The organism is Streptomyces sp. CC0208 (assembly GCF_003443735.1).
In the GTDB taxonomy this organism is placed as follows: Bacteria; Actinomycetota; Actinomycetes; order Streptomycetales; family Streptomycetaceae; genus Streptomyces; species Streptomyces sviceus.
In genome coordinates, this window is record NZ_CP031969.1 from 6,171,411 (window position 1) to 6,189,928 (window position 18,518).

At 68.3% G+C, this 18,518-nt stretch carries 15 protein-coding genes and 1 pseudogene; 8 read left to right on the top strand and 8 right to left on the bottom strand.

Annotated features, from left to right (window positions below; all coding sequences use genetic code 11):
* Positions 1-161 precede the first annotated feature (161 nt).
* The 7 genes and pseudogenes from D1369_RS28345 to D1369_RS28375 form a co-directional block, all read right to left on the bottom strand.
* Positions 162-1,211: pseudogene (locus D1369_RS28345) on the bottom strand (aldose epimerase family protein); the annotation flags it as partial.
* A 60-nt stretch (positions 1,212-1,271) separates the two neighbouring features.
* Complete coding sequence (gene mmsB / locus D1369_RS28350) at positions 1,272-2,516, bottom strand: multiple monosaccharide ABC transporter permease (RefSeq protein ID WP_007381772.1); 1,245 nt, start codon at positions 2,514-2,516, stop codon at positions 1,272-1,274.
* A complete protein-coding gene (gene mmsA, locus D1369_RS28355; RefSeq protein WP_037899862.1) occupies positions 2,513-4,063 on the bottom strand; it encodes a multiple monosaccharide ABC transporter ATP-binding protein in 1,551 nt (516 codons plus the stop codon). Before mmsA ends, mmsB begins: the two co-directional genes overlap by 4 nt.
* Before the next feature lie 46 nt (positions 4,064-4,109).
* A complete protein-coding gene (gene chvE / locus D1369_RS28360; RefSeq protein ID WP_037903274.1) occupies positions 4,110-5,216 on the bottom strand; it encodes a multiple monosaccharide ABC transporter substrate-binding protein in 1,107 nt (368 codons plus the stop codon).
* A 147-nt stretch (positions 5,217-5,363) separates the two neighbouring features.
* Positions 5,364-6,332: a hypothetical protein gene (locus tag D1369_RS28365; protein WP_007381769.1), complete on the bottom strand. Its 969-nt coding sequence runs from the start codon at positions 6,330-6,332 to the stop codon at positions 5,364-5,366.
* A 123-nt stretch (positions 6,333-6,455) separates the two neighbouring features.
* A complete protein-coding gene (locus D1369_RS28370; RefSeq protein ID WP_007381768.1) occupies positions 6,456-7,460 on the bottom strand; it encodes an alcohol dehydrogenase catalytic domain-containing protein in 1,005 nt (334 codons plus the stop codon).
* On the bottom strand, positions 7,457-8,617 hold the full coding sequence (locus tag D1369_RS28375) for a mandelate racemase/muconate lactonizing enzyme family protein (RefSeq protein ID WP_007381767.1): 1,161 nt from the start codon (positions 8,615-8,617) through the stop codon (positions 7,457-7,459). The genes D1369_RS28370 and D1369_RS28375 overlap by 4 nt, the downstream gene beginning before the upstream one ends.
* A gap of 469 nt (positions 8,618-9,086) precedes the next feature.
* Between D1369_RS28375 and D1369_RS28380 the strand changes: the two genes are divergently transcribed.
* The 6 genes from D1369_RS28380 to D1369_RS28405 all read left to right on the top strand — a co-directional run bounded on the left by D1369_RS28380 (position 9,087) and on the right by D1369_RS28405 (position 16,413).
* On the top strand, positions 9,087-10,106 hold the full coding sequence (locus D1369_RS28380) for a LacI family DNA-binding transcriptional regulator (RefSeq protein ID WP_037899861.1): 1,020 nt from the start codon (positions 9,087-9,089) through the stop codon (positions 10,104-10,106).
* A gap of 129 nt (positions 10,107-10,235) precedes the next feature.
* Positions 10,236-11,237, top strand: a complete 1,002-nt coding sequence (locus D1369_RS28385; protein WP_007381765.1) for an ABC transporter substrate-binding protein — start codon at positions 10,236-10,238, stop codon at positions 11,235-11,237.
* A 195-nt stretch (positions 11,238-11,432) separates the two neighbouring features.
* Positions 11,433-12,971, top strand: a complete 1,539-nt coding sequence (locus D1369_RS28390) for a sugar ABC transporter ATP-binding protein (RefSeq protein ID WP_007381764.1) — start codon at positions 11,433-11,435, stop codon at positions 12,969-12,971.
* Positions 12,968-14,053: an ABC transporter permease gene (locus D1369_RS28395; RefSeq protein ID WP_007381763.1), complete on the top strand. Its 1,086-nt coding sequence runs from the start codon at positions 12,968-12,970 to the stop codon at positions 14,051-14,053. Before D1369_RS28390 ends, D1369_RS28395 begins: the two co-directional genes overlap by 4 nt.
* Positions 14,053-15,084: a galactofuranose ABC transporter, permease protein YjfF gene (yjfF, locus tag D1369_RS28400; protein ID WP_037899859.1), complete on the top strand. Its 1,032-nt coding sequence runs from the start codon at positions 14,053-14,055 to the stop codon at positions 15,082-15,084. Before D1369_RS28395 ends, yjfF begins: the two co-directional genes overlap by 1 nt.
* Positions 15,085-15,228: 144 nt before the next feature.
* Positions 15,229-16,413 (top strand): hypothetical protein, encoded by a 1,185-nt coding sequence (locus D1369_RS28405; RefSeq protein ID WP_007381761.1) that lies wholly within the window; start codon positions 15,229-15,231, stop codon positions 16,411-16,413.
* A 48-nt stretch (positions 16,414-16,461) separates the two neighbouring features.
* Here the strand turns inward: D1369_RS28405 and D1369_RS28410 are convergent, their stop codons facing one another.
* Complete coding sequence (locus D1369_RS28410; protein WP_007381760.1) at positions 16,462-16,896, bottom strand: MarR family transcriptional regulator; 435 nt, start codon at positions 16,894-16,896, stop codon at positions 16,462-16,464.
* Between the two features lie 92 nt (positions 16,897-16,988).
* Here D1369_RS28410 and D1369_RS28415 point away from each other — a divergent pair, with 92 nt between their 5' ends.
* Entirely contained in the window at positions 16,989-17,987 is a 999-nt protein-coding gene (locus D1369_RS28415; RefSeq protein ID WP_007381759.1) for an NADP-dependent oxidoreductase, read from the top strand.
* 107 nt (positions 17,988-18,094) lie between these two features.
* Positions 18,095-18,517: an organic hydroperoxide resistance protein gene (locus D1369_RS28420; RefSeq protein ID WP_118082671.1), complete on the top strand. Its 423-nt coding sequence runs from the start codon at positions 18,095-18,097 to the stop codon at positions 18,515-18,517.
* Position 18,518: the final 1 nt, after the last annotated feature.

Below are 18,518 nucleotides of genomic sequence, written 5' to 3' on the forward strand. Positions count from 1 at the left end.
GGGCGGACCCGGCGGGGACGACCGGGTCCGTCGTCATGGGGTGGCCCGCGCGGGGGAGCACGGGCCGCCCTTACATACGGACGCCTGAGTGGCGCTGTTCAACGGGTGTGAAAGAAGTGTGAGTTCGGGAACCCGGGGCCCGAATTCGTCATCTCACCAGGTCAGACGCCGAACGAGTGAATCGTCGTGGTCCGGTGTGTCTGGCCCGGACGCAGCACCGTCGAGGGGAACGACGGGTGGTTCGGCGAGTCCGGGAAGTGCTGCGTCTCCAGGCACAGGGCGTCGCCCTGGCGGTAGGTGTGACCGCCGGTGCCGGTGAGGGAGCCGTCGAGGAAGTTGCCCGAGTAGAACTGCAGACCCGGCTCGACGGTGGAGATCCTCAGGGTGCGGCCCGACGACGGGTCGCGCAGGGTCGCCACGTGCTCGGGCTCGGCCGTGACGCCCTTGTCGAGGACCCAGTTGTGGTCGTAGCCCTTGGCGAAGACCTGCTGCTCGTGACCGGCCCGGATGTCCCGGCCGATCCGCTTGCCCTCGCGGAAGTCGAAGGGGGTGCCCGCGACCTTCGCCTGCTCACCGGTGGGGATCAGACCCGAGTCGGTGGGCGTGTAGCGGGAGGCGGCGATGTGCAGCTCGTGGTCCTCGATGGTGCCGGTGCCCTCGCCGCCGAGGTTCCAGTACACGTGGTTGGTCAGGTTGACCACGGTGGCCTGGTCGGTGGTGGCCTCGTAGTCGATCCGCCAGTCGCCGTGGTGGGTGAGGGTGTACGTCACCTTCACCTCCAGGGTGCCCGGGTAGCCCATCTCGCCGTCGACGGACGTGCAGTACAGGTGCAGGCCGACGTCCGAGCCCTTGGTGAACGGCTCGACGTCCCACACCCGCTTGTCGAAGCCCTGGGTGCCGCCGTGCAGGCTGTTGACCCCGTCGTTGACGGAGAGCTGGTAGCTCTTGCCGTCCAGGGTGAACCGGCCCTCGGCGATGCGGTTGCCGTACCGACCGATCAGCGCGCCGAAGTACGGGCTGGAGGCGACGTAGTCCTCGACCCGGTCGAAGCCGAGGCAGACATTCGCGTACCGACCGTCCCGGTCGGGGACCTCCAGGGACTGCACGATCCCGCCGTACGACAGGACCTTCAGCCGTGTACCGCCGTTCTCCAGCGACCACCGGTCGACCTCGGTACCGTCGGCGAGCCTGCCGAAGAGCGTCTTCACCGGTCCTTTTCTCCTCCCATGGGAAGGGCCCCGCCTTCCGGCGGGGCCCGATCCGGTCGTGGTCTACGAACCGACCCTGCGCTTGTTCCACACGTCGAAGCCGACCGCCGCCAACAGGGCCAGACCCTTGATGACCTGCTGCCAGTCGGTGCCGACGCTGAGGAGGTTCATGCCGTTGTTCAGCACACCGAGGACGAGACCACCGATGATCGCGCCGAGGACGGTTCCCACACCGCCGCTCATGGACGCGCCACCGATGAACGACGAGGCGATGGCCTCGAGTTCGAAGTTCAGTCCCGCCTTCGGGGAGGCCGCGTTCAGGCGGGCCGCGACCACCAGACCCGCCAGGGCCGCGAGCACGCCCATGTTCAGGAAGACAAGGAAGGTGACCTTCTTGTCCTTGACGCCGGACAGCTTCGCGGCCGGCAGGTTGCCGCCGATCGCGTAGATGTGCCGGCCGAAGACGGCGTTGCGCATGACGTAGCCGTAGCCGACCACCAGCACACCGAGGACGAGCAGGATGATCGGCGCGCCCTGGTAGCTGGCGAGCAGCATCGTGACCGCGAGGACCGCGGCGGCGATCGCGACGAGCTTGAGCAGGAAGGCGTTCCTGGGCAGCACGTCCAGCGCGAACTCCTGCTGGCGCTTGCGGTCGCGGATCTCCTGGTAGACCACGAAGGCCAGCAGCGCGAAGCCCAGCAGCAGGGTGAGGTTGTGGTAGTTGGTCTCCGGGCCGACCTCGGGCAGGAAGCCGTTGCCGAGCTTCTGCAGACCGTTCGGGAACGGGCCGAGGGTCTGACCCTCCAGCAGGATCTCCGTCAGACCGCGGAAGAGCAGCATGCCCGCCAGGGTGACGATGAACGACGGTATGCCGAGATACGCGATCAGATAGCCCTGGACCGAGCCCGCGACCGCGCCCACCACCAGGGTCAGCACCAGCGCGACCGGCCAGGCCACGTCGTGCTGCACGGTCAGCACGGCCGCGAAGGCGCCCACGAACGCGGTGAGTGAACCGACCGACAGGTCGATGTGCCCCGCGATGATCACCAGCATCATGCCGATCGCGAGGATCAGGATGTAGCTGTTCTGGAGCACCAGGTTGGAGACGTTGCGCGGCAGCAGCAGGTCACCGTCGGTCCACACCGCGAACAGCGCGACGATCAGGCCGAGCGCGATCAGCATGCCGTACTGGCGCATGTTGCGGCGCAGTCCGCCCAGCATCAGCTGGAGCAGGCCCTCGCCGGAGGACGACCCCCCGCCCTTGCCGGGCGGCGCCGCGGCCGGAACCTTCGTCACATCGGTGCTCATCGCGTTACCTCTTTGTCCTTCGTCATCTGGCGCATCAGCACTTCCTGCGTGGCCTCGGCACGCGGAACCTCACCCGTGAGCCGTCCGGCGGCCATGGTGTAGATGCGGTCGCACATACCGAGCAGCTCCGGCAGCTCGGAGGAGATGAAGACGACCGCCTTGCCCTCGGCGGCCAGCTGGTCGATGACCGTGTAGATCTCGTACTTGGCGCCCACGTCGATACCGCGCGTGGGCTCGTCCAGGATCAGCACCTCGGGACCCGCGAAGATCCACTTGCTGAGGACGACCTTCTGCTGGTTGCCGCCGGACAGCCTGCCCACCGTCTCGAAGACGGTGGGCGCCTTGATGTTCATCGACTTGCGGAAGCGCTCGGCGACCTTCCGCTCCTCGTGCTCGTCGACGACACCGCGCTTCGCGACCTTGTTCAGGGCGGTCAGCGAGATGTTGCGGTTGATGTTGTCGATGAGGTTGAGACCGTAGTGCTTGCGGTCCTCGGTGACGTACGCGATGCCGTGCTCGACCGCCTCCGCGACGGACTTCGTACGGATCTCCTTGCCGTCCTTGAAGACCTGGCCGCCCGCGTGCCGGCCGTAGGTGCGCCCGAACACGCTCATCGCGAGCTCGGTGCGGCCCGCGCCCATCAGGCCCGCGATGCCGACGATCTCCCCGCGCCGCACATGGATCGACACGTCGTCGACCACCTTGCGCGTCTGGTCGATCGGGTGGTGGACGGTCCAGTTGCGGATCTCAAGGGCCGGGGCCGCGTCCGTCTCGCCCTCGTACGGCGTGCGGTCGGGGAACCGGTGATCGAGGTCGCGGCCCACCATGCCCGAGATGATCCGGTCCTCGGTGGTCTCCGGGGCCTTCACGTCGAGCGTCTCGATCGACTTCCCGTCGCGGATGATCGTCACCGAGTCGGCGACCCGGCGGATCTCGTTGAGCTTGTGGGAGATGATGATCGAGGTGATGCCCTGCTTCTTCAACTCCAGGATGAGATCCAGGAGTTTGCCGCTGTCCTCGTCGTTCAGGGCCGCGGTCGGCTCGTCGAGGATGAGCAGCTTCACCTTCTTCGAGAGCGCCTTCGCGATCTCCACCAGCTGCTGCTTGCCCACACCGATGTCGGTGATCCGGGTCTCCGGGTGGTCGGTGAGACCCACCCGGCGCAGCAGTTCGGTGGCGTGCTTGAGCGTCTCGTTCCAGTTGATGAACCCGCCGGAGGCGTGCTCGTTGCCGAGGAAGATGTTCTCCGCGATCGACAGGAACGGCACCAGGGCCAGTTCCTGATGGATGATCACGATGCCGTGCTGCTCGCTCGCGCGGATGTCCTTGAAGGAGACGACCTCTCCCTCGAACAGGATGTCGCCCTCGTACGTGCCGTGCGGATGGACGCCGGAGAGCACCTTCATCAAGGTGGACTTCCCGGCGCCGTTCTCACCGCAGATGGCATGGACCTCGCCCTGACGGACGGTCAGTGTGACGTCCGACAGCGCTTTGACGCCGGGAAAGGTCTTGACGATCGAGCGCATTTCCAGGACGGGTCCCGCCATGGTCGTGCCTTTCAATCAGGGGGATGGGCCGACAGGGAGGGGCTGACTAGTTGAGCTCGCTCGCCTTGTAGTAGCCCGTGTCGACCAGTTCCTTGGTGTAGTTGCTCTTGTCGACGCTGACCGGCTGCAGCAGGTAGGCCGGGACGACCTTGGAGCCGTTGTCGTACGTCTTGGTGTCGTTGACCTCGGGCTTCTTGCCGTTGAGGACGTCGTCCACCATGGTCGAGGCGACCTCTGCGAGCTTGCGGGTGTCCTTGTAGACGGTCTGCGTCTGCTGGCCGGCGATGATCGACTTCACCGAGGCGAGCTCGGCGTCCTGACCGGTGATGACCGGCAGCGGCTTGCTCGCGGAGCCGTAGCCGTCCGACTTCAGCGCGGCGATGATGCCGATGGAGATGCCGTCGTACGGCGACAGGACCGCGTCGACCCGGCCGCTCTTGTACGAGGAGGTGAGGACGTCCTCCATGCGGTGCTGGGCGGTGGTGCCGTCCCAGCGCAGCGTGGTGACCTGGTTGATCTTGGTCTGGCCGGACTTGACGACGAGCTTCTTGCTGTCGATGTACGGCTGCAGCACGCTCATCGCGCCGCCGAAGAAGTACTTGGTGTTGTTGTCGTCGTTGGAGCCGGCGAACAGCTCGATGTTGAAGGGGCCCTTGCCGCTCTTCAGGCCCAGCTTGTCGACGATGTAACTGGCCTGCAGCTCACCGACCTTGGTGTTGTCGAACGACGCGTAGTAGTCGACGTTCGGCGTGCCGAGGATCAGACGGTCGTAGGCGATGACCGGGATCTTGGCGTCCTTGGCCTGCTGGAGCACGTTGTTCAGCGACTTGTTGTCGATGGCCGCGACGATCAGGCCCTTGACGCCCTGCGTGATCAGGTTCTCGATCTGCGAGACCTGCTGGTCGGGGTCGTCCTCGCCGTAGACCAGCTTGGTCTTGTAGCCCTTGGCCTTGAGGTTCTTGACGACGTTGTTGCCGTCGGCGATCCAGCGCTCGGAGGACTTGGTCGGCATCGCGATGCCGATGGTGCCGCCCTTGGCGCTGCCCGTGCTCTCCTCGCTGCCGCCCTTGCTGTCCTGGCCGCAGGCGGTGAGGGTGAGGGCGAGCGAGGCGGCGCCGGCTATGGCGGTGAGTGCGGCTCGACGAGTACGCATGATCATCATCCTTGATGTCGGGAGGCCGGGTGCGGTCCGGCAGTACGGGTGCCTGGGGGCGGTGCGGGGGAGCGACCGGGAGAGGCGGGGTTGTGTCGGAGTCTGTGCGACTGCGTCGGGTTTTGTGAAGGGGCGTTGTCCGGAACGTTATGCAGGTGTTTCGAATCGCTTCAGCTCGCCCGGCAGTCGGGAGCCGAGCGGCGCCATGTCGCCGTCCGCCCCGTGTCGTTCGAGCAGATCCAGGGCAAGCCGTCCGCGCCGCACTCTCTCCTTGGCGGTGGACAGTGTGAGATCGCGCATGTGGTGCCCGTACGGGTAGATCCCCGGCGCCTTCGACAGGCCGAACTTCAGATAGAGCGGTGCGCCGCGCCGGATCAGTTCGGCGACCTCGTACATCCGCACATAGCCGCCGAGATCGTCGGGGGCCTCGATGTACATGTCCATCGGGGCGGCCGACACCCGCCGGATCTCGGTGAGGTGATCGAGCGTCAGATCGCTGGGCACGTTGATCGAGTCGCCGCCGAGGTTCTCGTACACGGCGTACGCGGCCGGGTTCACCGGCCCGATCAGCGCCGACACCTTCAGCGTGGTGTCGGCCGGGATGATCCCGGCGGCCCGCGCCCGGTGCAGCGTCCACAGCACACCCTCGTCGGCGACGAGGAGGCACTTCACACCCAGCTCGGTGGCGCGCACCGCGTCCTCGACGCAGCCGGCGACCGCGTCGTGCCCCCGGGCGCGCAGCCCGCCGCCTCTGGAGTCGGTGCGGGTGGAGCCGCCGATGTCCCAGGTGCCCCGGGGGCCGGTGAACAGGCAGAGCTCGATGTCACGCTCGGCGGTCGCCTCCACCATCTCGGTGATCTCGGCGTCGGTGAGCATCCACACGCCCGAGCCCTGGCTGATCCGGTGGATCGGCACATCGAGCCGCGAGGCCTCCTTGAGGACCACGCCGAGGGCCTCGGGGCCCTCCACGGAGGGCACTTCGGTGCGCCAGCGTCCACCACCGGGAAAGGTGTGGGGGGACGCGTCGGAGGGGTCGAGGGCGGGCGCGTTCAGGCCCAGCGCGGCGAGTGCCCGCTCGCCGGGTCGTCGGGCCGCGCTGGCGGTGGTCTCGGTCACAAGCTGTCCTTCAGGGTTCGGTATTTCGGACGACATTCGCGGCTCTGGGTGCGCAAGGCTGTGGATGTACGCCGGTACGAAGTCATCAGGTAACCCCGTACCGGCGTACGGCTCAGTGGTGTGTCATGGCCGTAGGAGGACTTTCCCGACCTTCGGATCGCCGGACCCCACCAACTCGATGGCCTGGGGGAATTCGTCCAGCGGCAACTCGTGTGTGACGAGCGGCAGCGGATTGAGCAGCCCGGCTCCGAAGACCCGCACCGTGTGCGCCCAGGCGTCCGGCGGCGCCCCGAACACGGTGTGCACCTCCAACTGCCGTACGACGAGGTCGGTCGGGTCCAGTCCGTCGGCGCCCGGGGCCGGGATGCCGGTGAGGACGAGCCGGCCACCGCGTCGGAGCAGCGAGGCGGCGGTGTTGGCGGCGGAGGCCGATCCGGCGGTCTCGATGACGACGTCGAAATCGTCCGGCAGCTCCTGGTCCCGGGTGCGGAAGTCGGTGGCGCCGAAGGTCCTCGAGAGCTCCGCACGGTCCGGGCGGGTGCCCACCACCAGCAGCTCCGCCGGGGAACCCGCCTTCAGGAGCTGGACGGCGAACATCCCGAGCGTCCCCGTGCCCACGACGGCGACCCGCTCGCCGGGCCGCGCGTTCGCCTTGAGAGCGGCGGCGGCGATGCAGGCGGCGGGTTCCAGGAGCGCGGCCGCCGTCAGGTCGGCGTCGTCCGGGAGGGCGTGCAGCAGCCGGGCCGGCAGGGTGAGCGTGGCGGCCATGGCGCCGGGCTGGGTGAAGCCCGTCTCCTCGTAGCCGGCCGTGCACAGCGTGGTCTCGCCCGCGTGGCAGCGGTCGCAGACCTGGCAGTTCCGGAAGCCCTCGCCCACCACCTTGCGGCCGAGGAGCGACACCGGAACCCCGGAGCCCACCGCCTCGACCGTGCCGGACCACTCGTGGCCGGGCGTGAGGGGGTAGCGGACGTACCCCTCGGGCCGGTTGCCCTGGTACACCTCGCGGTCGCTGCCGCAGATGCCGACGGCGTGGACGCGGACCAGCGCCTCGCCTGCGGCGGGCTCCCGAGGGGTGTGCTCGACGAGCTGGTGCTCGCCGGGCGCCTCGATGACGACCGCGGTCCTCACTTCGCGGCGCCCTTGGGCTTGCGCCGCTCCCAGCCCTCGGCCCACAGGTCGAACCGGGCCTGCTGCTGCGGGAACTCGGCGGCGGCGTCGACGTCCAGCTCGACACCGAGGCCGGGGGCGTCGGAGAGGTGGAAGTAGCCGTCCACGACCTGCGGGGCGCCCTTGACGACCTTCTTGATCTCCGCGTCGGCGAAGTCGTTGAAGTGCTCCAGGATCTTGAAGTTCGGAGCGGTGAAGCCGACCTGGAGGGAGGCGGCGGTCAGGACCGGCCCGCCCACGTTGTGGGGCGCCACCAGCATGTAGTGGGTCTCGGCGGTCGCGGCCAGCTTCCGCGTCTCCCAGATGCCGCCGATGTGGCCGACGTCGGGCTGGATGATGTCCACGGCCTGGCTCTCGAAGAGCTCGCGGAACTCGATGCGGTCATGGATCCGCTCACCCGTGGCGACCGGCATGTCCACCTTGGCGGCGACCTTCTCCAGCGCCTTCAGGTTCTCCGGCGGCACCGGCTCCTCCAGCCAGGCGGGCTTGAAGGGCGCGAGATCCTTGGCCAGGCGGACGGCCGTGGCGGGGGAGAAACGGCCGTGCATCTCCAGCATCAGCTCGGCGTCCGGCCCGATGGCGTCACGGACGGCCTCGATGAGCGAGACGGCGTACTGGCTCTGCTCGTGGTCGAGCTCGAAGTGCCCGGTGCCGAAGGGGTCGATCTTGAGCGCCTTGTAGCCGCGCTCCATGACCCCCCGGGCGGCCTTGTGGTAGGCCTCCGGCGTCCGCTCGGTGGTGTACCAGCCGTTGGCGTACGCCTTGACCTTGTCGGTGACCTTGCCGCCGAGCAGTTGCCAGACGGGCACACCCAGGGCCTTGCCCTTGATGTCCCAGCAGGCCATCTCGATCACGGCGATACCGGACATCACGATCTCGCCGGCCCGGCCGTAGTCGCCGTACTTCATACGCTTGACGAGGTCCTCGACAGCGAACGGGTCCGACCCGAGAATGTGGTTCGTCTTCGCCTCGTGCAGATAGCCGAGCAGGGCGTCGGTGTGGCCCAGCATGCGGGTCTCGCCGACTCCGGTGAGTCCCTCGTCGGTGTGCACCTGGACGTAGGTCAGGTTCCGCCATGGCGTCCCGACCACGTGCGTGCTGATTCCCGTGATGCGCACGTCAGCTACTCCCTAGACTTACTGAGCTTGTTCGAAATTTCGGCTCACGTTCGAAATGCTGGCTCGACCGTAAGGACGAGGCGGTCGGAGTGTCAATGGGTCGGGTGGTCGAACGAGTAACGGTTTCCGTGTGGCGCCCACATCGCCCCACATCGGTGGTGCGCGGCCCCGCGAAACCGCCCCCCTCCCGAACTCCCGCAGCTAGTCGCGTTACTCAACCGTAACGACACTTCCCGCTGCAGCCCTCTTGACCGCCGCGAATTGTTAGCGCTCACAATGACCTCCGCATTCATCGATCGATGCCCACCGGCATCCAGGGAGGTACGAGCGTCGTGTCGGCAGTGCTCCCAGCCGCCTTACCGGTCGAGGTCACGGGGCTGTCCGGAACCCCCGCGTGATCCGGACGGCGCGGTATCGTCCGCCCACCCCACAGGACTTGTCGGAAAACGATCGCCAAGGAGGTGCGACCGTGAACCACGTACAGCTTCGGCCGCCCACCATGGCCGACGTGGCACGCCTGGCCGGGGTGTCCCACCAGACCGTCTCCCGCGTACTGGGGGATCACCCCAATGTGCGGGACGAGACGCGTGCCAAGGTGCAGCGCGCGATCGAGGAGATGGGCTATCGCCGCAACTCCTCGGCGCGGGCCCTGGCGACCAGACGCACCCGGACCCTGGGTGTGGTCGCCTCCAACACCACCCTCTACGGACCGGCCAGCACGCTGTTCGCGCTTGAGGAGGCGGCGCGTGCCAAGGGGTACACCGTCTCGACGGTCAGTCTGCGCAGGCTCGCGGTGGAGACCCTCTCCGAGGCCCTGGACCACCTCAGCGAGGGCGGGGTGGAGGGGGTGATCGCCCTCGCTCCGCAGCGGTCGGCGGTCGAGGCCCTCGCCGAACTCCGCCGTCCCTTCCCGGTGGTGGCCGTGGGGACCGGCTCGGGCGCGGAGATCCCCAGTGTCAACGTGGACCAGTGGCTGGGCGGGCGGCTGGCCACTCGTCATCTGCTGGCCGCCGGCCACCGCACGGTCTGGCATCTCGCCGGGCCCGAGGACTGGCAGGAGGCGACCGACCGGGCCGCCGGCTGGCGAGCGACCCTCGAAGCGGCGGGCGTCGAGCCGCCGATGCCGCTGCGGGGGGACTGGAGTCCGCTGTCGGGCTATCGTGCGGGGCAGGAACTGGCCGGCTGGGTGGGCCGCGGACTGACCGCCGTCTTCGTCGCCAACGACCAGATGGCACTGGGGGTGTTGCGGGCGCTGCGTGAGGCGGGCGTACGCACTCCCCAGGACGTCGCGGTGGTCGGCTTCGACGACATCCCGGAATCGGAGTTCTTCGCTCCACCGCTCACCACCGTCCGGCAGGACTTCGCGACGGTGGGCAAGCGGAGCATCGACCTGCTGCTGGATCTCATCGAAGGCCGGGAGCCCTCCGGGACGCCCGGAGTCGCCATCGAACCCCAACTCGTCGTCCGGGCCAGCACCGCACCGGACTGACGGACACCGAGCGACAACCCATCAGCGCCAATCAGCAACATTCGCACACCAGTGTGACCGGTATTTCGAATAATGATCGACAGGCTGGACGCAGTGCGATCGGTTCTGGCTCTTCAAAGGAGAAGAAACATGCTCAACAGAAGGAACTTCCTCACTGCGGCGATCGGCGTGGCGGCGGCGGGCACCCTGGCGGCCTGTGCCAAGGAGGACGGGGACTCCAGCACCTCCTCCGGCGGCAGCAAGACGATCACCCTCGGCTTCTCCCAGGTCGGCTCCGAGAGCGGCTGGCGCAGCGCCAACACCGACTCGGTGAAGTCCGCGGCCAAGGAGGCGGGTTACAACCTGAAGTTCTCCGACGCCCAGCAGAAGCAGGAGAACCAGATCTCCGCCATCCGCAGCTACATCGCGCAGAAGGTGGACGTCATCGCCTTCTCCCCGGTCGTCGTCACCGGCTGGGACGCGGTGCTCAAGGAGGCCAAGGCCGCGAAGATCCCGGTGGTCCTCACCGACCGCTCCGTCGAGACCTCCGACCAGTCCCTGTACGTCACCCTGGTCGGCTCCGACTTCACCGACGAGGGCCGCCGCGCCGCCAGGATCCTGGAGAAGGTCCTGACGAAGGCCGGTCACAAGGGCGCCGTGAAGATCGCCCAGCTGGAGGGCACCACCGGTGCCGCCCCCGCCATCGAGCGCGCCAAGGGCTTCAAGGAGGTCATGGACGCGGACCACGCGGACGACTGGAAGATCGTCGTCAGCCAGACCGGTGACTTCACCCGCGCCGGCGGCAAGCAGGTCATGGCGGCCTTCCTGCAGTCCAACCCGGACGTCAACGTGCTCTTCGCGCACAACGACGACATGGCCATCGGCGCCATCCAGTCCATCGAGGCGGCGGGCAAGAAGCCCGGCAAGGACATCCTGATCGTCTCGATCGACGGCGTGAAGGACGGCTTCGTGGCCATGTCCGAGGGCAAGATCAACGCCATCGTCGAGTGCAACCCGCTGCTCGGCCCCCAGCTGATGGACGTCGTGAAGAAGGTCAAGAACGGCGAGAAGGTCGAGCGCTGGATCAAGACCAAGGAGGGCGACTTCATGCAGGACCAGGCCAAGGCCGCGCTCCCCACCCGCAAGTACTGAGCCGCTCGCAAGTACTGAACGACCGCAAGTACTGAGCGACCGCGCGTACTGATCCACCGCGTGTACTGATCCACCGCGGCACCGACCGACCGCACTCACCGGCAGGGAGCCTCCGGCAGGCCGAGCACACCTCGGCTCAAGGAGGCTCCCCGCGGGCCGTGAACGAGATTCGATGAGTCCATGAGGAGCGCTGCCATGGCAGAGCCGCAGCCCGTCCTGGAGATGACGGGCATAGTCAAAGAGTTTCCGGGGGTAAGGGCTCTGTCGGGCGTCGACTTCCGGCTCTTCCCCGGCGAGATCCACGCCCTGATGGGCGAGAACGGGGCAGGGAAGTCCACTCTGATCAAGGTGCTGACCGGGGTCTACTCCCTGGACGGCGGCACCATCACCCTCGACGGCAAGGCCGTGCGGATCGGCAGCCCGCTGCAGGCGCAGCAGGCCGGCATCAGCACGGTCTACCAGGAGGTCAACCTCTGCCCCAACCTGTCGGTGGCGGAGAACATCTTCATCGGACGTGAACCCACCCGCGCGGGCCGCATCCAGTGGAAGCGCATGCGCAAGGAGGCGGCGGAGCTCGTCGACCGTCTCGGCCTCGACATCGACGTCACCGCGCCGCTGTCCTCGTACCCCCTCGCGGTGCAGCAACTGGTCGCGATCGTACGGTCGGTGGGCACCGGTGACAGCGACGGCGAGGGCTCCGGCACCAAGGTCCTGGTCCTGGACGAGCCGACCTCCAGCCTTGACCGCGACGAGGTGCTCGAACTGTTCCGCCTGATGCGGCAGTTGAGGGACGAGGGGGTGGCGATCCTCTTCGTCTCCCACTTCCTCGACCAGATCTACGAGATCTGCGACCGCATGACCGTGCTGCGCAACGGCACCCTGGTCGGCGAGCACATGGTCCGCGACCTCGACCAGGTCGGGCTGATCGAGCTGATGATCGGCAAGGCCCTGGACCAGCTGGAGGAGCTCCACGACCAGCAACTCCACGCGGACGTGGGCGAGTCGCTGCTGAAGGCGGAGGGCCTCGGCAGGGCCGGCGGTATCGCCCCCTTCGACCTGGACATCAAGAAGGGCGAGGTCGTCGGCCTCGCGGGCCTGCTCGGCTCCGGCCGCACCGAACTGGCCCGGCTGCTCTTCGGCGCCGACCAGCCGGACAGCGGCACGGTGACCATCGGCGGCAAGCAGGTCTCCCTGAGCGCCCCGAACGACGCCATCGGCGCCGGGGTCGCGTTCTGCTCGGAGAACCGCAAGACCGAGGGCCTGGTCCCGGATCTGACGGTCCGTGAGAACATCATCCTCGCCCTGCAGGCGGCCCGCGGCTGGACCCGGCCCATCCCCACCGCACAGCGCGACGAACTCGTCGCCAAGTACATCAAGGCGCTGGACATCCGCCCCGCCAACCCGGAGGCCAGGGTCGGCCAGTTGAGCGGCGGAAACCAGCAGAAGGTGCTTCTCGCCCGCTGGCTGATCACCCAGCCCAAGCTGCTGATCCTGGACGAGCCGACGCGCGGCATCGACATCGGTGCCAAGACGGAGATCCAGAAGCTGGTGGTCTCCCTCTCCGAGGACGGCATGTCCGTGCTCTACATCGCGGCCGAGCTGGAGGAGGTCCTCCGCCTCAGCCACACCATCGGGGTGCTGCGCGACCGCAAGCTGGTGGCACAGCTCACCAACGGGCCCGAGATCACCCCCAGCAAGATCCTCGAGACCATCGCGAGCGGAGAACACCAGTGACCACCACCTCCCGCTGGCGAGCACTGACGCGCCACAACCTGTTCTGGCCGGTCGCGGTCCTGGTGGCCCTGCTGCTCGTCAACGTCCCCTTCACGCCCGACTTCTTCGCGATCCACATGACGAACGGCCACCTCTACGGCAGCCTCGTGTCGATCGTGCTGTTCGGCTCGCCCCTGATCCTGGTGGCGGTCGGCATGACCCTGGTCATCGCCACCGGCGGCATCGACCTCTCGGTCGGCGCCGTGGTCGCCATCACCGGGGCCCTGACCTGTTCGTACATCAGCGACCAGGCCGACCAGGGCGCCCTGTCCTCGGTGCTGCTCGCGATGGGCCTCGGCCTGATCGCGGCGGTGGTCTGCGGACTGTGGAACGGCTTCCTCGTCGCCAGGATGGGCATCCAGCCCATCATCGCGACCCTCATCATCATGGTCGCCGGCCGCGGTGTCGCCCAGCTGATCACCGACGGCCAGATCATCACCATCAACAGCGAGCCGTACAAGCTCATCGGCGGCGGCTACTGGCTGACGCTGCCCTTCTCCATCTTCGTGGTGGCCGCGGTCGTGGCCGTCACCGTCCTGCTGACCCGCCGCACGGCCCTCGGTCTGCTCGTCGAGTCGGTGGGCGGCAACGCCGAGGCCAGTCGTCTGGTGGGCATCCGGTCGATGCGCATCAAGATCATGGTGTACGTGTTCTGCGCGGTGTGCGCGGGCATCGCGGGCCTGATGATCAGCTCCAACACCTCGGCCGCGGACGGCAACAACGCCGGCCTGTGGATCGAGCTCGACGCGATCCTGGCCGTCGTCATCGGCGGCACCTCGCTGCTCGGCGGACGCTTCTCCATCGGCGGCACGGTCATCGGCGCGCTGGTCATCCAGACCCTCACGACGACGATCTACACCATCGGCGTTCCCACCCAGACCAACCTGGTCTTCAAGGCAGCCGTCGTCATCGTCGTGTGCCTGCTCCAGTCCCCGAAGTTCCGCGCCAAGGTCTTCGGCGCCCGCGCGAAGGCGACGGGCCCGGCAGCGCCCGCCGCGGTCGCCGAGTCCGCCGACCCCGCTCCCAAGATGGAGGTGTCGTGATGAGTACGACCACTGAAACTCCCGCGACACCAGGCGCGCCGGAGCGTCGTACGACGTCCAGGTCCGCCCGTCTGCTCGGCGACCGACGGCTGTCCGTCCTGGTCACGGCCGCGCTGTTCCTCGTGATGTACATCGTCGGCCTCAGCCGCTACCAGAACTACGGCTTCGGCGACTCGCAGGTGTTCCTCAACCTGTTCATCGACAACGGCTATCTGCTGGTCGCCGCCGTCGGGGCCACCTTCGTCATCATGTCCGGCGGCATCGACCTGTCGGTGGGCTCGGTGATCGGCTTCACGACGATGCTCACGGCGTGGCTGGTCCAGGACGTGGGCCTACCCCTGCTCCTGGTGATCCCGATATCCCTGGCCGTGGGAGCGTTCGGCGGCTTCCTCATGGGCTATGTGATCCACAACTTCGAGATCCAGCCGTTCATCGTGACGCTCGCCGGTCTCTTCCTCTTCCGGGGCCTGTGCCTGGTCATCAGCAAGGAGTCGATCGCCATCGACGACTCTGACGTGAGCAGCCTCGCCCAGACGCGAGTGCCGCTGGGCGTGGGGGAGTTGTCGATCGGCGCCGTCGTGGCCCTGGTCGTCCTGGCCGCGGCCTTCTACATCCTGCACTACACCCGTTTCGGACGCCGGGTCTACGCCGTCGGCGGCAATGAGCAGTCGGCCCTGCTGATGGGCCTCCCGCTGGGCGGCACGAAGATCGCGGTCTACACGATGAGCGGCTTCTGCTCCGCGCTGGCCGGCCTGCTCTTCATGCTCTACATCCAGTCCGGTGACCCCCTGCACGCCGTGGGCATGGAACTCGACGCGATCGCCGCGGTGGTCATCGGCGGCACCCTGCTGACGGGCGGATCCGGCTACGTCCTGGGCACCCTCTTCGGCGTCCTCGTCCTCGGCCTGATCAAGAGCATCATCCAGTTCGAGGGCACGCTCAGCTCCTGGTGGACGAAGATCGCCACCGGTGTGCTGCTCTGCGCGTTCATCCTGATCCAGCGCGTGATGACGGCCCGTAAGAAAACCTGAGCCGACGGGGAACCGGCGATGTCGGTTTCGATGCGATGGGAGTGGAACATCCTCGACTGCCGCACCGGAACAGCCGGTTCCCCACACAACCTTCACAGCTGTCTCTAGGAACGCCACCGGTCCGGAACTTAATCTTCCCGCGTCATGGACTTCTGCCTCCCGTGCCGACGGCACCTCAACGGCGCCCTCGCCTGCCCGGGCTGCGGCACCTCGATCGAAGAGCTACGCGCGTACGCCCCCCGCGTACCGGCCCAGGCTCAGCCGCAGGAGCCTCCAACGACCCCGGTGTACGCGGCGTACGGAGCCGAGGAGCAGTACGGCCACCCTTCCCTCGCGACGGACGCCCACGCGGGCGCGTACGCGGGCGGGACGGGTGTGTACGGCGGCCAGGGGATGGCCGGGGCGTACGGCACGGGTGCCACTTCTCAGTACGGCGGAAGTGGCGACGAGGTCACGTCGTACGACGGAGACGGGCGCGGCCCCACCTCGTACGGCCCGGCTGGTGTGGCGCACGACGCCGGCGGTCACGGTGGCATGGCGTACGGCGGCGACGGCCGTGGTGCCGCCTCCCCCGCGGGGGATCCGGCAGGTGGCCGGTCGGCGGAGTCCGGGGCGGGCTACGGCTCGACCGGGACCGACACCGGCTCGGATGCCGACGTCGAGGCCGCCGTGAGCGACGGCGTGGCCGAGGGCGCGGCGGAGCCGACCGGTGGCCGGGCCTCGCGGCGACGCGCGCGTGGCCGGAGTGCGGAGAGCGCCGAGGGCGCCACTCCCTCCGCGGAACCCGAGAACACCCACGCCGACGAGTACGACGAGGACGAGGGCGACGACCCCACCGGCGGAGCCAGTCGTCGAGACCGCAAGGCCGCGGCCCACCGCAGGCGTCGCCGCAGGACCCTGCTGATCGCCGCCGGGTTCGTGCTCGCGGCCGGCGGTCTGAGCCTCGCGGAGCTGGGCATGGACGCCCCGGGATCCTCCCCCAAGCCGGCCGCTGCGGGCGGGGATTCGGCCGAGGACGACGCCTCCCCGGAGGCGAGCGAATCGGCGTCGACGGACACCGACACCGCAGGAACCGTTCCCTCGCACTCGCCTTCCCCGTCGGCCTCCGCGTCCCCTTCGCCCTCCGCGTCCAAGAGCGAGGGCCCCGACGCGAGCAGAAGCCCCGACACCCAGTCGGCGACCGGCAAGCCCCCCGGCGCGTCGCCCCCCACCGCCACGCCCACGTCCACGAGCGGCGGCGCGGGCCCCACGGCCACCCCCACCACCGCGGCCCCGAGCCCGGACCCGTCCCCGACGGAGTGCGACCGCTTCCTGTGGTGGTGCACGTGACGCCTTCGCTCAGGTGAGGCGAAGGCATACGTGCGGACCCGTCGGCCCCTACGCGTCCCGCATCCGCCGCAGCAGGTCCCGCAGTGACTCCCGCTCGCCCTGGGACAGCCCTGCCAGCGGCTCCCGCGCGAACCGCAGCCCCTCGCGAAGGTCCCGCGCCACCCGCACGCCCTCCTGAGTCGCCGCCGCCACCTTCACTCGGCGGTCCGCGGGATCGGGCCGCCGCTCCACCAGTCCCCGCGCCTCCAGCCGGTCCACTATCCCGGTGACGTTCGACGGCTCGCACTTCAGCTTCTGGGCCAGTTTGCGCATGGGCAGCGGCTCCAGGGACAGCAGACTCAACAGCCGCGCCTGCGCCCCGGTGAGGGCGTGCTCCGCGGCCGCGTCCTCGTAGTCCGAGTAGAAGCGGGCCACCACGTCCCCGATGAGCTCCACGACTTCCATGGTGAGCGCGTCGGGCCGGGTCTTGTGAGGAGTGGGCATGCGCTCCAGGATACCCCTTTACTTGACAACCTGAAATATTCAGGAGCATGGTTGTTTAAGGCACTGAAGTAAATGGAAAGGTCGCAGGCATCATGATCAACCGCGAATGGCACCTCGTCTCCCGCCCCGTCGGCTGGCCGAAGCCCGAGGACTTCGCCCTGGTCGAAGCCGAGGTCCCGACCCCCGGTGCGGGCCAGGTACTGGTCCGCAACAAGTACCTCTCCGTCGACCCGTACATGCGCGGCCGCATGAGCGCCGCGAAGTCGTACGCCGCGCCCTTCGAGCTCGGCAAGGTCATGCAGGGCGGCGCGGTCGGCGAGGTCATGGAGTCCAACGCCGAGGGCATCGCCGTCGGTGACCACGTCCTGCACTTCTTCGGCTGGCGCGAGTACGCGGTCATGGACGCGAAGCACGCCGTCAAGGTGGACGCCGACCAGGCCCCCCTGTCGACGTACCTCGGTGTCCTCGGCATGACCGGCCTCACCGCCTACGCCGGCCTTCTGCGCACCGCCTCCTTCAAGGAGGGCGACTCGGTCTTCGTCTCCGGCGCCGCGGGTGCCGTCGGCAGCCAGGTAGGCCAGATCGCCAAGCTCAAGGGCGCCTCCCGGGTCATCGGCTCGGCCGGCTCCGACGAGAAGGTCAAGCTGCTCGTCGAGGAGTACGGCTTCGACGCGGCCTTCAACTACAAGAACGGCAAGGTCAGCGACCAGCTGCGCGAGGCCGCCCCGGACGGTGTCGACGTCTACTTCGACAACGTCGGCGGTGACCACCTGGAGGCCGCCATCGGCTCCCTCAACCAGGGCGGCCGGATCGCGGTCTGCGGCATGATCTCCGTCTACAACAACACCGAGGCCGCCCCCGGCCCGCGCAACCTCGCCCGTCTGATCCAGACCCGCGGCCGCATCGAGGGCTTCCTGGTCGGCGACCACTACGACCTCCAGCCGGAGTTCGTCTCCGAGGTCGGCCCGTGGGTGGCGTCCGGAGAGCTCAAGTACCGCGAGACGGTCGTCGAGGGCATCGAGAACAACCTGGAGGCGTTCCTCGGGGTCCTGCGCGGCGACAACACCGGAAAGATGATCGTCAAGCTCTGACCTCCGCGGCCCCCTGTGCTGGATTTCCGGCATGCGGTAACTTCTTTCCGAATCCCGCCGTCGATCGTGGGCGCGAGTCGCGGTGGACCGAGGAGGAAGACAACCGCATGCCGGAAATCCAGCAGTCCGACGTCCTGTACACCGCCGTCGCCACCGCAGAGAACGGTCGCGACGGCCGGGTCGCCACCGACGACGGCAGGCTCGACGTGGTCGTCAACCCGCCCAAGGAGATGGGCGGCAGCGGCAACGGCACCAACCCGGAACAGCTCTTCGCCGCCGGCTACAGCGCCTGCTTCCAGGGCGCCCTCGGGGTCGTCGCCCGCCAGGAGAAGGCCGACCTCTCCGGTTCGACGGTCACCGCGAAGGTGGGCATAGGCAAGAACAGCGACGGCTTCGGCCTGATCGTCGAGATCTCGGCGACCGTCCCGAACGTCGACCCGCAGACCGCCCGGGCCCTGCTTGAGAAGGCCCACCAGGTCTGCCCGTACTCGAAGGCGACCCGCGGGAACATCTCCGTGACACTCACCTGAC